Source organism: Pseudomonas sp. KD5, assembly GCF_012932895.1.
GTDB lineage: Bacteria > Pseudomonadota > Gammaproteobacteria > Pseudomonadales > Pseudomonadaceae > Aquipseudomonas.
Genome location: NZ_JDWJ01000002.1, coordinates 416889 through 433771, shown reverse-complemented (window position 1 = coordinate 433771; position 16883 = coordinate 416889). Strand labels below are relative to the sequence as shown.

The following is a 16883-nucleotide window of genomic DNA, read 5'->3' as shown; positions in this document are numbered from 1 at the left end:
GGCAGGTACTGAATATAAAGACCGTTATTGCAGTTATAAGCAGCAGATCAATAACCAGGACTCTTAAAATTCCACAAAGAGTTGTTATTAATCTGTCAGCGATAACCGGCAAAAGAATGTCTCGGCCCGTGTGCGGACAGTTAATTGGAACCTTGCCAAGTGAGGCGAGGCTTAATACCTCAGGAAAAACCAATGAAGATGGCGAAGAGCCCGGCCACCGCACCGTTATTCAAGGCACTGGGCGACTATAAGAGCATCTTGATCAGCGTCGGCTGCTTTACCGCATTGATCAACGTTCTGATGTTGGTCCCGTCGATTTATATGCTCCAGGTTTATGACCGGGTGCTGTCGTCGCAAAACGAAACCACACTGGCGATGTTGTCGCTGATGGTGGTCGGGTTCTTCGCCTTCATCGGGTTGCTGGAGACCGTGCGCAGTTTCATCGTCATCCGTATCGGCAGCCAACTGGAGCGCCGTTTCAACCTGCGGGTGTATCAAGCCGCCTTCGAGCGCAATCTGTTCAAGGGTGAGGGCAACGCCGGGCAATCCCTTGGCGACCTGACCCATATTCGCCAGTTTGTCACCGGCCCGGCGTTGTTTGCCTTCTTCGATGCGCCGTGGTTTCCGGTCTATCTGTTTGTGATTTTCCTGTTCAACGTCTGGCTCGGCGTATTGGCCACCGCAGGGGCGGTGCTGCTGATCGGGCTGGCCTGCCTCAACGAGGCCATGACCAAAAAACCTTTGGGCGAAGCCGCGGGGTTTTCCCAGAAGTCCAGCCAACTGGCCACCAGTCACCTGCATAACGCCGAAACCATTCAGGCCATGGGCATGCTCGGCGCCTTGCGCAAACGCTGGTTTGGGGTGCACTCGCGTTTTCTCGGCTTGCAGAATCAGGCCAGCGACACTGGCGCGGTCATCAGCTCCCTGAGCAAAACCCTGCGCCTGTGCCTGCAATCCCTGGTCCTGGGGTTGGGCGCCTTGCTGGTGATCAAGGGCGACATGACCGCCGGGATGATGATCGCCGGCTCCATTTTGATGGGCCGGGTGCTGAGCCCCATCGATCAGTTGATTGCCGTGTGGAAACAGTGGAGCGGCGCCAAACTCGCTTACCGCCGCCTCGACGCCTTGTTGCAAGCCTTTCCACCGAGTGACGAGGCCATGGCGCTGCCGGCGCCGAAAGGCCAGATCACGTTCGAGCAAGTCAGCGCCGGCCCGCCAGGGCAACGGGCAGCGACCTTGCACATGGTCAATTTCCACCTCGGTGCCGGCGAAGTGCTGGGCGTACTCGGGGCTTCCGGTTCCGGTAAGTCGACCCTGGCGCGAGTGCTGGTCGGCGTCTGGCCGACGCTGGGCGGCACAGTGCGGCTTGATGGCGCGGACATTCATCGCTGGAACCGCGACGACCTCGGCCCTTACATCGGCTATCTGCCCCAGGACATCGAATTGTTCAGTGGCAGCATCGCCGAAAACATCGCCCGATTCCGTGAGGCAGACCCGCAAAAAGTCGTCGAAGCCGCGCAACAGGCTGGCGTCCATGAATTGATCCTGCGCATGCCCCAAGGCTACGACACCGTGCTCGGCGAAGACGGCAGCGGTTTGTCCGGTGGCCAGAAGCAACGGGTGGCCCTGGCTCGTGCGTTGTACGGCCATCCGAGCCTGGTGGTACTGGATGAACCGAACTCCAACCTCGACACCGTCGGCGAAGCGGCACTGGCCGGCGCCATCGCGCATATGAAGGCCCGGGGCACCAGCGTGATTCTGGTCACCCATCGTTCTTCGGCCCTGGCTCAGGCCGACAAGTTGCTGGTGCTCAACGAAGGTCGCTTGCAAGCCTTCGGCCCAAGCCAGGAAGTGCTCAAGGCGCTTGCCGGCAACCAGTCAGGCGCTCAGGAGCCACAACGTGAAAAAGCCGCGCAGGCATCGGGCGGGCTCAGCATGAGCCGGCAGTATCAGCCCACGACCAGGAATTCGGGTGTATGAGCAGCACACGCATGAACAACGCTAACGAAGCGACGATGGAACACGATTACATTGCCGAACGCCCCGAGCGCGACGCCCGTTTCTTCGCCCGCATGGGCTGGATTCTGGCGATCGTCGGAGCCGGCAGTTTTTTCACTTGGGCGAGCCTCGCGCCGCTCGATCAAGGCATCCCGGTGCAGGGCACCGTGGTGGTCTCGGGCAAGCGCAAAGCCGTGCAATCGATGAGCAACGGCGTGATCAGCCAGATTCTGGTGCGTGAAGGCCAAGTGGTGAAACAGGGCCAGCCGCTGTTCCGTCTCGACCAGACCCAGGTCGCGGCCGACGTGCAATCGCTGCAAGCGCAATACCGCATGGCGTGGGCCAGCCTGGCGCGCTGGCAGAGTGAACGGGACAACCTCAAGCAGGTGAATTTCCCCGCGCAACTGAGCAACGATCCTGACCCACGCCTGGCGCTGGTGCTTGAAGGCCAACGGCAATTGTTCAGCAGCCGCCGCGAAGCGTTTTCTCGTGAACAAGCCGCGTTGCGCGCGAACATCGAAGGCGCCAGCGCGCAACTGGCCGGCATGCGCCGAGCACGCACCGACCTGACGGCACAGGCCAGTTCCCTGCAACAACAGTTGAGCAATCTGCAGCCCTTGGCGGACAGCGGCTACATCCCGCGTAACCGCTTGATGGAGTACCAGCGTCAGCTGTCTCAAGTGCAGCAACAGTTGGCAGAGAACACCGGCGAAAGCGGCCGAGTGGAGCAGGGCATCCTCGAATCCCGGCTGAAGCTGCAACAGCACAGCGAGGAATACCAGAAGGAAGTGCGCAGCCAATTGGCCGATGCGCAGCTCAAAAGCGTGACCCTGGAAGAGCAACTGACTTCCGCCGGCTTCGACCTGCAACACAGTGAAATCATTGCCACCGCCGACGGCATTGCGGTCAACCTTGGGGTTCATACCGAAGGCGCGGTGGTACGCCAGGGCGAAAACCTGTTGGAGATTGTCCCGCAAGGCACCAGCCTGGAAGTGGAAGGGCACTTGCCGATCAACCTGATCGACAAGGTCGGTACGCACTTGCCGGTGGACATTCTGTTCACCGCGTTCAACCAGAGCCGTACCCCGCGAGTACCGGGCGAAGTCAGCCTGATCTCCGCCGACCAAATGGTCGATGAGAAAACCGGTGCGCCGTATTACGTGCTGCGCAGCAGCGTCAGCGATCAGGCCATGGAGAAACTCAACGGCCTGGTGATCAAGCCCGGCATGCCGGCAGAAATGTTCGTGCGCACCGGTGAACGTTCACTCCTCAACTATCTGTTCAAACCGCTGCTCGACCGGGCAGGCTCCGCGTTGACCGAGGAATAAGGATGTTCGGTTGTATGAATAAGCTTTCCCTGCTCGCAGCGACCCTGGCGTTGCTGACGTGCAACAGCGCGATGGCCATGGGGCCGTTCGACATCTATGAGCAAGCGTTACGTAATGATCCAGTGTTCCTCGGTGCCATCAAAGAGCGCGATGCCGGCCTTGAAAACCGCGCCATCGGCCGCGCCGGGCTGTTGCCGAGGCTGGGCTACAACTACAACAAGGGGCGTAACTCCTCCGAGGTCAAATACCTCAACGATCGCGGTAACAGACAAACGGATGATCGCAACTACAGCAGCTACGGCTCGACCCTGACCTTGCAACAGCCATTGCTCGACTACGAGGCTTACGCGGCGTATCGCAAGGGCGTGGCGCAATCGCTGTTCGCCGATGAAAACTTCCGTGGCAAGAGCCAGGAACTGCTGGTTCGCGTGCTGGAGAATTACACCAAGGCACTGTTCGCCCAGGACCAGATCGACATCGCGCGCGCGAAGAAAAAAGCCTTCGAGGAGCAGTTTCAGCAGAACGAGCAGATGTTCCGCCAAGGGGAAGGCACGCGCACCGACATCCTCGAAGCCGAGTCACGTTACGAACTGGCGACTGCCGAGGAAATCGAGGCGCGTGACGAACAGGATGCGGCTCTGCGCGAGCTCGGCGCATTGATTGGCGTGCAGGCCATCGATATCGGCGACCTGACGCCGCTGGATCAGAACTTCCAGACCTTCACCCTGCAACCGGCCAATTACGACACCTGGCATGAGATGGCAGTGGCCAACAACCCGAACCTGGCCTCCCAGCGCCAGGCGGTGGAAGTGGCGCGCTACGAGGTCGAACGCAACCGCGCCGGGCACCTGCCGAAAGTCAGCGCCTACGCCTCGATGCGCCAGAACGAATCGGAAAGTGGCAACACCTACAACCAGCGCTATGACACCAACACCATCGGTATTGAAGTCAATGTTCCGCTGTATGCAGGTGGCGGCGTCTCGGCCTCGACCCGGCAGGCCAGCCGCACCATGGAACAGGCCGAGTACGAACTGGACGGCAAGACCCGGGAAACCTTGATCCAGCTGCGCCGCCAGTTCAGCGCCTGCCTGTCGGGGGTCAACAAGCTGCGCGCTTATCAGAAGGCGCTGATCTCAGCCGAAGCGCTGGTGATCTCGACCAAACAAAGCATTCTGGGTGGTGAACGGGTCAACCTCGACGCATTGAATGCCGAACAACAACTATTTACCACCCGCCGGGATCTGGCACAGGCACGCTACGACTACCTGATGGCCTGGACCAAGTTGCATTACTACGCCGGCACCTTGAACGAACAGGATCTGGCCAAGGTGGATGAGGCCTTCGGCCAGGGCCCGGCAATGAAAAAACCGTAACCCTGTGGCGAGGGGGCTTGCCCCCGTTGGACGGCGAAGTCGTCCCAAAACCGGAATCGGTGATTCAACAGATATGCCGCAGCTGTCGGACTCAAGACTGCTACGCAGCCGAACGGAGGCAAGCCCCCTCGCCACAGAGGACCTGAGTAAACGACGCAATATCACCCCCTGAACCGGGGCCTAGAACTCTAAAAACGCCAAGAAAGCGAGATTTCATGCACATGGACGTACAGATCAAGCCGATGTCGGTCGGCACGCTGCTGCTCTTGATTTCATCAGCGCCGGGTTCGGCCCAGGCGCAGTACCTGGAAACCGGCACCCTCGGCGACCCGGCCAGTTGGCGTTCGGCGGAGTTCCAGCGCGATTGGGGCCTGGGGCGGATGCAGGCCGATCAAGCCTATGCCGCCGGCATCACCGGCAAGGGCGTGAAAATCGGCGCGCTGGATTCGGGTTTCGATTCCAGCCATCCCGAATTCGCCGCCGACCGTTATCACGCCGTGACGGCCAGCGGCAGCTATGTCGATGGTTCAGCGTTCAACGTCGACGGCACGCTCAACGCTAACAACGACTCCCACGGCACCCACGTCACCGGCACCATGGGTGCGTCCCGCGATGGCAGCGGCACGCACGGTGTGGCGTTCAACGCGCAAATCTACGTCGGCAACACCAACAAGAACGACAGTTTCCTGTTCGGTCCCAACCCCGACCCGCGCTACTTCAAAGCGGTCTATAACGCCCTGGCGGATGCCGGGGTACGCGCGATCAACAACAGCTGGGGCAGCCAGCCACCGGACGTCAGCTACCGGACCCTCGACGATCTGCATGCCGCTTACGCCCAGCACTGGAACCAAGGCACCTGGCTCGACGCCGCTGCCGACGTTTCGCACCGTGGTGTGATCAACGTGTTCAGCGCCGGCAACAGCGGTTACCCGAATGCCAGCGTCCGCTCGGCCCTGCCGTATTTTCAGCCAGACCTGGAAGGGCACTGGCTCGCCGTGTCGGGGCTGGATCAAGGCAACCAGCAGAAATACAACCAGTGCGGGATCGCCAAGTATTGGTGCATCACCACGCCGGGAGCGAAGATCGACAGCACCATTCCCGGTGGCGGTTACGCGATCAAATCCGGCACCTCCATGGCCGCGCCGCATGCCACCGGTGCGCTGGCGCTGGTGATGGAGCGCTATCCGTACATGAACAACCAGCAGGCGCTGGAGGTGTTGCTGACCACCGCGACCCAGCTCGACGGTTCGATCACCGACGCGCCGACTACTCGCGTCGGTTGGGGGGTGGCCAACCTCGACCGGGCGATGCGCGGGCCGGGGCAATTGCTCGGCACGTTCGACGCCAGTCTGGGGGCAGGGCAGAGCGATGTCTGGAGCAATGACATTTCAGACAAGGCACTGATTCAACGCCAGGCCGAAGACGCTGCCGAACACAGCGCCTGGCAACAGACGTTGCAGGACAACGGCTGGGCAAACGGTATCCCGGCCGGCGCCAGTCAGCAGGATCAGACCGACTATGCGGTAGGTATGGCCAGAGATTCCGCCGCCGCCAGCCGAGTCTACGAAGGCAGCCTGATCAAGTCCGGTGCCGGACGCTTGATGCTGACCGGCGACAACACGTATCGCGGCCCGACCACGGTCAACGGCGGCTTACTGGCGGTGAACGGTTCACTGACATCGGCGGTGACGGTCAATGCCAGCGGCACCCTCGGCGGTAACGGACGAATCGCTGCCTTGACTGCCAATGCCGGCGGCACCGTGGCGCCCGGTAATTCCATCGGTACGTTGCAAGTCAGTGGCGATGTGACGTTTGCGCCGGGGTCGACCTATGCCGTCGAACTCTCGCCGAGCAACAGCGACCAGATTATTGCCAACGGCGTGGCCACGGTCAGCGGCGCCACCGTCAGCCTGTCGCTGGAAAACAGCCCGACCTTGCTCAGCACCCAACAAGTGCAAAGCCTGCTGGGGCATCAGTACAACATCCTGCAAGCGGCGGGCGGAATTCAAGGCCAGTTCGGTGCGGTGCTGCCCAACTATGTGTTCATCGGCGGCAGTCTCGATTACGCAGCGACCGGCATTCAGCTGAGCCTTGAGCGTAATGCAACGACCTTCACCAGCGTCGGCCAGACCCAGAATCAGCGTTCCGTTGCGACTGCGGTGGAAGGGCTTGGCGCGGGCAATGCGGTATACGAAAGCCTGCTGCTGTCGCCGACCGCGAGCTCGGCGCAACAGGCGTTCCGGCAATTGTCGGGGGAAATCTACCCGGCGCTGGGCTCGGTGTTAATCAATGACAGTCGCTATTTGCGCGATGCGGTGGGTGAGCGTCTCAATGAAGCCAACGGTTCGCGCAGCAATGGCTGGATCAAAGCCTTGGGCGCCTGGGGCAAGACCGATGAACGCCACGACACCGCCGTCTACACCACGTCGATTGGTGGTTTGCTCGCCGGTGTCGATGGCGCTGTGGATGACGAAATCCGTGTCGGCCTGGTCGCCGGCTATAGCGACAGCTCCGTCAATATGGGCTCTGGAACTCACTCGTCAGCGCAGGTCGACAGCTATCACCTGGGCGCCTATGCCGGCCACGAAATGGGTGCCTGGCGCCTGAGTACCGGCGGTACCTACAGCTGGCATCGGGCCGACATCAAACGTGACCTGCAATACGCTGACGTCAGCGCCAAACAGAAAGCCAAGGTCGATGCCGGGACCACTCAGGTGTTCGGTGAAGCGGCCTATCGCCTGAACCTGCAACCCCTGGCTTTGGAACCGTTCGCCAACCTCGCTTACGTGCACCTCGACACCGAGGGTTTCACCGAGAAAGGCGACGCCGCCGCGCTCAAAAACAGTGGCGACCGGCGTGACGCGGTGCTCGGCACGCTGGGCGTTCGCGCGCTGAAAACCCTGACGTTGTCCGGCCAACAACAGCTGGACCTGAGCGGCAGCCTCGGTTGGCAGCACAACCTGAGCAACACCGATTCCGAAGAACACCTGGCGTTTGCCAGCGGTGGCGCACCGTTCGCGGTGGAGAGCTCGCCGCTGGTTCGTGATGCGGCGCTGGTGGGCGCCCATGCCAGCCTGGTCTTGAGTCGGGACATTCGGTTGAACCTCGATTACACCGGCCAACTGGCCAGCCGCGAGAAGAGCCATGGAGTTGGGTTCAGTCTCAATTGGCAGTTTTAGTAGTGCGCCTGTAGCAGCTGCCGAACAGCGCGAGGCTGCGTTCGGCTGCGAATCAGTCGTGAAGTCAGCTATCGCGGTGTGTCAGGAAAACCTTGCAGGCAGGGTTTGCGACGGCTGCGCCGCCGAACGCAGCCTCGCGCTGCTCGGCAGCTGCTACAGATCGGGTTGATGCGTGGTGTATCAGCAGGACAAGACACGCCTTTGAAGGCCCAAGGATTTTTGCAACACAACTAAGGACGGTAGCTTGATGGATAACAAGTACAACAAACTTGCCTTGCTCTGTGCACTGGCAACCCTGGGCACCGCACACGCGGCGCCCTACGTGGAAAACGGCAGGGTCGGTGACCCGAACAGTTGGCGCAGCGAGGAGTTCAACGCCGATTGGGGGCTGGGGGCGATCAACGCTCAGGAGGCCTATGCGGCCGGTTACACCGGCAAAGGGGTGAAACTGGGGATCTTCGACCAGCCGGTCTACGCCTTGCACCCGGAGTTTTCCGGAGCCAACAAGGTAATAACCCTGGTCACCAGCGGCATCCGCGAGTACACCGATCCGTACATTCCGGTCAAAGCCGGGGACGCCTTTCTCTATGACGGTTCGCCCTCTGTAGGTTCCAACGGCAAACTCGGCGCCCACGGCACACACGTTGGCGGGATCGCCGCGGGCAGTCGCGATGGCGGGCCGATGCACGGCGTCGCCTTTGGTGCGCAAATCATCAGCGCCGACAACGGCGACCCAGGCCCGGAAGACGGCATCATCCGTGGCAACGACGGCGCGGTGTACAAGGCCGGTTGGGACGCCCTGATCGCCAGCGGCGCGCGGATCATCAACAACAGCTGGGGCATCGGCATCACCGACCGCTTCGACCTCGGCGGACGGGACCCGGCGTACCCGCACTTCACCGTGCAAGACGCGCAGCTGCAATTCAACGAAATCCAGACCTTGCTCGGGACCAAACCCGGCGGTGCCTACGACGGCGCCATCGCGGCGGCCCGCAGCGGCATCGTCACGATCTTCGCCGCCGGCAACGACTACAACCTCAACAACCCGGACGCCATCGCCGGCCTCGGTTACTTCGTCCCCCAGATCGCGCCGAACTGGATGACCGTCGCCGCGTTGCAAAAGAACCCGGACATCAACAGTCCCGACCTCTACACCATCAGCACCTTCTCGTCGCGCTGCGGCTACACCGCGAGTTTCTGCGTGTCGGCACCGGGCAGCCGCATCTATAGCTCGATCATCAGCGGCACCAACGCCGCTGACCTGACCACCGGCTACGCCAACTACAACGGCACCTCGATGGCGGCGCCGCATGTTGCCGGCTCGGTGGCGGTGTTGATGGAACGCTTCCCGTACATGACCGGCGCGCAAGTTGCCAGCGTGCTGCGCACCACCGCCACCGACCTCGGCGCACCCGGCGTCGACGCACTGTACGGCTGGGGCATGATCAACCTGCGCAAAGGCATCGATGGCCCGGCGATGTTCGTCACCGAGCAGGACATTCCCGAAGAGTTCCGCATCGATGGCGCCTACGGCTCCAGTCAGTTTGTCGCGGACTTGCCGGGTATTGGCGCGATCATCGACGCTGGCAAACCCACCGAGCGTGTGTGCAATGACGTGCATTGCGGGCTCGACTATTGGCGCAACGACATTTCCGGCCATGGCGGCCTGACCAAACAGGGCATCGGCACGCTGGTGCTGACCGGCGCCAACACCTACACCGGCCCGACCCTGGTCAATCAGGGCCGATTGGCGATCAACGGTTCGCTGCTGTCGGCCGTCACTGTCAATGACAGCGGCATCCTCGGCGGTAATGGCAGCATCGCGGCGCTGACCGCAAAAAGCGGCGGCACTGTGGCCCCCGGCAACTCCATCGGCACCTTGCAGGTGGCGGGCGACGTGACCTTCGAACCTGGTTCGACCTACGCCGTAGAACTGTCGCCCACCAGCAGCGACCAGATCATCGCCGGCGGCAAGGCGATCATTGAGGGCGCCACGGTCAGCCTGTCGCTGGAAAACAGCCCGACGCTGTTGACCACCGGCGAGGCGAAAACCCTGCTCGGCACTCAGTACAACATTCTGCAAGCGGCCGGTGGAATCGAAGGGCGCTTCGGTGCGGTAGTGCCGGACTACCTGTTCCTCGGCGGCACTCTCGATTATTCGGCGGGCGGCATTCAACTGGCCGTCGTTCGCAACGCAACGTCGTTCACCAGTGCCGGCCAAACCCCGAACCAACGCGCGGTGGCCGCTGCCGCCGAGCAACTGGGCGCAGGCAATCCGCTGTACGAAACCCTGCTGCTGTCGCCGACCGCCGCTGTCGCGCAACAGGCGTTCCAACAGCTGTCTGGCGAGATTCATCCGGCGATCGGCACGCTGCTGATTAACGACAGCCACTACCTGCGCGATGCCGTCGGCGAACGTCTGCGCGAGCGTGATCTGTTCGACGCCGGGGCACCAACCGATGACCGCAGCAACGCCTGGCTCAAAGTGCTCGGCGCCTGGGGCAAGAGCGATGGCGGGCATGACAACGCCAGTTCCAACAGCTCCATCGGCGGGCTGCTGGCCGGTGTCGATGGCTTGATCACTGAAGATACGCGCTTGGGTTTCGTCACTGGTTATAGCGACAGCTCATTGAGCATGGGCGATGGCACGCATTCGCAAGCCGAGGTCGACAGCTATCACTTGGGTGCCTACCTGGGCCATGAAATCGACGCGCTGCGCCTGAGTGTCGGCGGTGCTTACAGCTGGCATCGCATCGACGTCAAACGCGACCTGCAATTCGGAGACGTCAGCGGCAAGCAGAAATCCAAGCGCGATGCGACCACCGCGCAACTGTTCACCGAAGCGGCCTATCGCCTGGACTTGCAACCGCTGGCGCTGGAGCCGTTCGTCAACCTGGCCTACGTGCACCTGAACAGCGACAGCTTCAGCGAAAAAGGTGACGCCGCCGCACTCAAGGGCGGTGAAAACAACCGCGATGCAGTGCTCTCGACCCTGGGCCTGCGGGCGAGCAAAGCCATTGCGCTGTCCGACCAGCATCAGTTGGAACTGTCCGGCACGCTCGGCTGGCAGCACAACCTGAGCAGCACCCGTTCCGAAGACCACCTGGCCTTCGTCAACGGCAACACCGCGTTCAGCGTGCAAAGCGTGTCGATGGACCGCGATGCCGCGGTGGTCGGCGCTCGTGCCGGACTGGCGCTGGGCCGCGATACCCGTTTGAACCTGGATTACAACGGGCTGCTCGGCTCCCGGGAAAAAGACCACGGTGTGGGCCTGACCCTGGACTGGCAGTTCTGATTTGACGCAAAGGAAGCCACAACATGGGACTGTTTGATTACAAAAATGCTGACGGCAAGACGTTTTACAGCGACGCGATCGCGCTGACGCTCTACGCGTACACGCCCACCGGCCAGCCGTTGCCGGCAACCGCTTGGGCGCCGATTGGCGCGGCAGCCTTGGGCTATCAGGGCAAGGTCGGGCCTCAAGGCACCTTCTATGGCGAGAAAGACGGCTTCACCAGCGCCGAAGCCGAAATCCTCGGTAAATACGACGGGGCAGGGCAGCTGATCGGTCTCGGCATTGCCTTCCGTGGCACCGGCGGCCTGGGCTACAGCGACACCTTCGGCGACATGAAAAACAATCTGCTGGCCGCCGTCGGACCGGTGGATTACGCGAGCAACTACGCGAAAAACGCCTTCGACACCTTGCTCAAAAATGTCGCTGCGTTTGCCATCGCCCACGGCCTGAGCGCCAAGGACGTACTGGTCAGCGGGCACAGCCTTGGCGGGCTGGGGGTCAACAGCCTGGCGGAGTTGAGCGGCAATAACTGGGGCGGTTTCTTCAAGGACGCCAACTACATCGCCTTCGCCTCGCCGACTCAAAGCGCCACTGGCAACAACGTGCTGAACATCGGTTACGAGAACGACCCGGTGTTTCGCGTGCTCGACGGCACCACTTTCAGCAGTGGCTCGCTGGGCAAGCACGACGGTCATCAGGATTCGGCGACCAACAACATCGTCAACTTCAATGACCAGTACGCGTCCACCGCGCAGAACCTGGTGCCGTTCAGCATCCTCAACCCGCTGAACTGGTCGGCCCATGGCTCGTTGGGCTATGCCGACGGCTTGAACCGGGTGATCGACTCGCGCTTCTACGACCTCACTGACAAGGATTCGACACTGATCGTGTCCAACCTGTCGGAGTCGTCCCGAGGCACTACCTGGGTCGAGGACCTGGGCCGCAGCGGCGAGCCCCACACCGGCAGCACCTTCATCATCGGCACCGACAGTAATGACTGGCTCAAGGGCGGCACCGGCAATGACTTCATCGAAGGTCGAGACGGTAACGACCGGTTCCGCGATGACGGCGGCTACAACCTGCTGCTGGGCGGCAAGGGCAGCAACACCTTCGAGCTGCAAAAGCCGTTGCAGAACTTCAGCTTTGCCAACGACGGCGACGGCACTCTGTATGTGCGCGACGCTTACGCCGGCATCAGCATGACCCGCGACATCGGCGCGCTGGTGAGCAAGGAATCGGGCTCGTGGTGGGGCAGCAAGGAGGTGACCTACAACGTCACCGCCAATGGCTTGCTCAATGGCACGGAACTGACCCACTACAACCACTCGCTCAACGGTGATGCCTACAGCAACACGCTGGTGGCCAGCGTCGACGGTGACTGGCTGTTCGGCAACGCCGGCAACGACCTGCTGCGCAGCGACAAAAGCCACGTGACCTTCGTCGGCGGCACGGGCAATGACGTGATGCATGCCTCGGGCGGCGGCAACACCTTTTTGTTCAGCGGCGCCTTCGGCTTTGACGCGATCAATGGCTATCAGGGCAGCGACAAACTGGTGTTCATCGGCGTCCAGGGCGCGGGGCAGGGCTATGACTACACCCAGCACGCTTCACAGGCCGGCAACGACACGGTGCTGAAGATTGGCGATTACGCCGTGACGCTGGTGGGGGTGGGACTGGATAACCTGTCGGCTTCGGGATTTGTATTTGCCTGAAAAAACCGAATGAAAGCATTGCACTAAAGACACTGGGGCGCCCCATAGCGGGGCGTCCCGGCTGTAGCTGTCTCTGATAAATCCAACAAAGAGAGGCAATACCAATGGGTGTGTATGACTACAAAAACTTCGGCGCAGCAGACTCCAAGGCGTTGTTCAGCGATGCCATGGCGATCACGCTGTATTCCTATCACAACCTCGACAACGGTTTCGCCACCGGGTACCAGCAAAACGGCTTCGGCCTGGGCTTGCCGGCAACCCTGGTGACCGCGCTGATCGGCGGCACCGATTCCCAGGGCGTCATCCCCGGTATTCCCTGGAACCCCGATTCGGAAAAGGCCGCACTCGAAGCCGTGCAAAAGGCCGGCTGGACACCAATCACCGCCGCGCAACTGGGCTATGACGGCAAGACCGACGCTCGCGGAACCTTCTTCGGCGAGAAGGCCGGTTACACCAGTGCGCAAGTGGAGATCCTCGGCAAGTACGACGCCCAGGGCCATCTCACGGAAATCGGCATCGCCTTTCGCGGCACCAGCGGTCCACGGGAAATCCAGATCGGCGATTCCATCGGTGATGTGATCAACGATTTGCTGGCGGCGATCGGCCCCAAGGATTACGCGAAAAACTATGCGGGCGAAGCCTTCGGCAATTTGCTCGGCAAAGTCGCGGCGTTTGCCCAGGCCAACGGGCTGTCAGGCAGCGATGTATTGGTCAGCGGTCACAGCCTCGGCGGGTTGGCGGTCAACAGCCTGGCGGACTTGAGCAGCGAAAAGTGGTCCGGGTTCTACCAGGATTCCAACTACATCGCCTACGCCTCGCCGACCCAAAGCAGCAGCGATAAAGTGCTGAACATCGGTTATGAAAACGACCCGGTGTTCCGCGCCCTCGATGGCTCGTCGGCCAACCTGGCCACGGTAGGCGTGCATGACGCTCCCAAGGATTCGGCGACCGATAACATCGTCAGCTTCAACGACCACTACGCCTCGACGGCATGGAATGTGTTGCCGTATTCCATCCTTAACATTCCTACCTGGATCTCGCACTTACCCACCGGTTACGGCGACGGCATGACCCGGGTGCTGGAGTCCAAGTTCTACGACCTGACCAGCAAGGACTCGACGATCATCGTCGCCAACCTCTCGGACCCGGCGCGAGCCAACACCTGGGTCCAGGACTTGAACCGCAACGCCGAAACCCACAAAGGCAGCACCTTCATCATCGGCAGCGACGGCAATGACCTGATCCAGGGCGGCAAGGGCAATGATTATCTGGAAGGCCGCGACGGTAACGACACCTTCCGCGACGGCGGTGGCTACAACATTCTGTTGGGCGGCAAGGGCAGCAACGTGCTGGACCTGCAGCAGTCGGTGAAGAACTTTGTCTTCGCCAATGACGGTGCCGGCAACCTGTACGTGCGCGACGCCAATGGCGGTATCAGCATCACCCGCGACATCGGCAGCATCGTTACCAAGGAGCCGGGGTTTCTCTGGGGCCTGTTCAAGGATGACGTGACCCACAGCGTCACCGCCAATGGTCTCACTGTTGGCAACAACGTTACGCAGTACGCCTCCAGCGTGAAGGGCACCACCGGCGCCGACACCCTCAAGGCGCACGCCACGGGCGACTGGTTGTTTGGCCTGGACGGCAACGACCACTTGATCGGCAGCGCCGGCAACGATGTGTTTGTCGGCGGGGCGGGTAATGACCTGATCGAGTCGGGCGGCGGGATTGATACTTTCCTGTTCAGCGGCGCGTTTGGCCAGGACCGGGTGGTGGGTTATCAGGCCAACGACAAACTGGTGTTCCTCGGGGTTCAGGGCGTTGCGCCAAACGACGACTTCCGCGCCCATGCCACGGCGGTGGGGCAGGATACGCTGCTGACGTTTGGCAGTGATTCGGTGACCCTGGTGGGTGTCGGGCTGGACAGTTTGTCCAGTAGCGCGATTGTGATCGCCTGAGGGTGAGGCGGCGCCGGTAAGGGCCTCTTCGCGAGCAAGCTTCGCGCCTACAGGGGAAATACATTCCAATGCAGGAGCGAAGCTTGCCCGCGATGAACGATAACGCGGTAATCCTGCCTGTCCCCGTGACTCACTGGCCACTCCCGGACTCCAATACCTGCACCAACAGGAACTGGCACTAAAGCTTCAGCCCGTACACGCGTTATTCCTATGACGTCGGTGCTGCATGCCGCTATTGAGTACAGGAGATTTAGTAACGTGAGTAACAGCAAGAGGTACACCTTCGGTCTGGCGCTGGCCTTGTTATCGGCAGCCGCCGCCGCAGAACTGCCTCAGAGCTCGATTCTGACCCGTTACGGGGTCACTTCCGATCAGTTGCCGAAACCGGCAGCTACCGAAACCGCCAAGCCCGTCGAAGAAAAAAGCCGCTTCCAGCTCCAGCCGGAACAGCCCTGGGTGACCGTGCGCCTGGGTGACGGCAAACAACCGGAGAAGACCGGCAACATCAGCATCGACCGTTCGATGCAACAGGAACAGGAGCGCTGTCAGCGAATGCAGGAACAACTGCTCCGGCGTGGCGGGCAATACATTTCCTGTGATAACAGTATTCCAGGAACCCACTAAACCTATTAATGCCGGACAATTAAGCCGTAATGCGATCTGTAGCAGCTGTCGAGCTTGCGAGGCTGCGTTCGGCTGCAGAGCAGTCGTAAAACCAGACATTGCGGTGCATCAGGCAGACCGCGTTAGCCGGATTCACGACTGCTTCGCAGCCGAACGCAGCCTCGCAAGCTCGACAGCTGCTACGGCGAACGCACAAAGAGTACGTTGCGGCTGAACTGACCGGCATTAGCCCCTGAGCGCCCGTTACTGCATGGGCGCTCAATACCCCTGCGCACGATCGATCTCGCCGAGCATCGGCTCCCCCCGTTGATGCCGGCGGATGTTCTCCAGCAACACCCCGAACGCGCTTTCCGGCTGGGTCATCGCGGCGATGTGTGGCGTCAGCAGAATCTGCGGGTGGTGCCAGAACGGATGATCCGCCGGTGCCGGTTCCTGCAGCAGCACATCAAGTACCGCGCCGCTCAAATGCCCGCTGCCCAGCGCTTCCAACAGATCCTCTTCGATCAAATGTCCGCCACGGCCCATATTGATCAGCGCCGCGCCCTTGGGCAGTTGCTCAAACAGGTTGCGATCAAGAATGCCCTGGGTCTGTTCGGTCAGCGGCAATACACACAACAGAATGTCGCACTGGCTGAGGAACGCCGGCAGTTGCGCGTTGCCGGCATAGCAATCGACCCCCGGAATGTGATGGGCACTGCGCGCCCAGCCAGACAAGGCAAAGCCCAGCGGTTGCAAGGTCGCCAGAATCTGCTGCGCCTGGGCGCCGAGCCCCATGACCCCGACCCGACGTTTGGCCGCCGGTTGCAGCAAGTGCGCCTGCCAGCAGCGGGCTATTTGTTGCTGGCGATAGCGCAGCATGTCGCGGTGCAGGCTGAGTACGGCAAAAGTCGCGTATTCGCACATGCCACGGGTGATGCCCGGATCCAGCAGGCGCACCACCGGCAAGCTCGCTGGCAGGCGTCCGAGGTCGAGTTGATCGACGCCGGCGGACAGGGCAAACAGCACTTGCAGATTCGGCAGCATAACGTCGAGATCGTCAGGTGCCTGCCACGCGGCCAGGTATTGAATGTCCTTCGGGTCGCCGATGTCCGGCCAGGCGCGCCATTCGATATCCGGGGCGTGTTCGGCAAACAGCGCTTGCCACTGTTTGCCGCGCACAGGGTCAGCTTTATACAGCAGGGCCATGGGCATTTCCTGAAAGGTGAAGGGGCTGCCCATCATCGCGCAATACCAGCGCAGGATCTGTCGAAAGCAGTGGCTTTAACGGGGTGTGTGATCTTGTATCGACCCGGCATCGGCAGATTCGGCGGGCTGAAGGAATCTGCCGTTTGGCGGGGTGAAAACAGTCGATCCGAATTTCTCAGGGGGCAAGTTCGGCGTAGTTCGTTTCGCGCAAGCCTTAACCTGAACACCATC

General features: G+C 61.4%; 9 protein-coding genes. 8 read left to right on the top strand and 1 reads right to left on the bottom strand.

The features are described 5' to 3' along the window. The first annotated feature begins 192 nt into the window (after positions 1–192). The 8 genes from AF70_RS05645 (at position 193) to AF70_RS05610 (ending at position 15467) form a co-directional block, all read left to right on the top strand. The gene (locus AF70_RS05645; protein WP_028940549.1) at positions 193–1980 is read left to right on the top strand and encodes a type I secretion system permease/ATPase; all 1788 of its coding nucleotides are present in this window, start codon (positions 193–195) and stop codon (positions 1978–1980) included. Next, entirely contained in the window at positions 1977–3326 is a 1350-nt protein-coding gene (locus tag AF70_RS05640) for an HlyD family type I secretion periplasmic adaptor subunit (RefSeq protein WP_028940550.1), read from the top strand. Before AF70_RS05645 ends, AF70_RS05640 begins: the two co-directional genes overlap by 4 nt. A gap of 2 nt (positions 3327–3328) precedes the next feature. Continuing rightward, positions 3329–4699, top strand: coding sequence for a TolC family outer membrane protein (locus tag AF70_RS05635; protein ID WP_026331659.1), 1371 nt, complete (start codon positions 3329–3331; stop codon positions 4697–4699). A gap of 221 nt (positions 4700–4920) precedes the next feature. Continuing rightward, entirely contained in the window at positions 4921–7878 is a 2958-nt protein-coding gene (locus AF70_RS05630) for an autotransporter serine protease (RefSeq protein ID WP_028940551.1), read from the top strand. A 247-nt stretch (positions 7879–8125) separates the two neighbouring features. Next, positions 8126–11173 carry an autotransporter serine protease gene (locus tag AF70_RS05625; protein WP_028940552.1) on the top strand — a complete coding sequence of 1016 codons (3048 nt, stop codon included), beginning with the start codon at positions 8126–8128 and terminating at the stop codon, positions 11171–11173. Between the two features lie 23 nt (positions 11174–11196). Next, positions 11197–12885, top strand: coding sequence for a polyurethanase (locus AF70_RS05620; RefSeq protein ID WP_028940553.1), 1689 nt, complete (start codon positions 11197–11199; stop codon positions 12883–12885). 104 nt (positions 12886–12989) lie between these two features. Then, positions 12990–14843, top strand: a complete 1854-nt coding sequence (locus AF70_RS05615) for a polyurethanase (RefSeq protein ID WP_028940554.1) — start codon at positions 12990–12992, stop codon at positions 14841–14843. A gap of 258 nt (positions 14844–15101) precedes the next feature. Then, on the top strand, positions 15102–15467 hold the full coding sequence (locus tag AF70_RS05610) for a hypothetical protein (RefSeq protein ID WP_028940555.1): 366 nt from the start codon (positions 15102–15104) through the stop codon (positions 15465–15467). 258 nt (positions 15468–15725) lie between these two features. Here the strand turns inward: AF70_RS05610 and AF70_RS05605 are convergent, their stop codons facing one another. Further along, the gene (locus AF70_RS05605) at positions 15726–16652 is read right to left on the bottom strand and encodes a glyoxylate/hydroxypyruvate reductase A (protein WP_028940556.1); all 927 of its coding nucleotides are present in this window, start codon (positions 16650–16652) and stop codon (positions 15726–15728) included. Positions 16653–16883 lie beyond the last annotated feature (231 nt).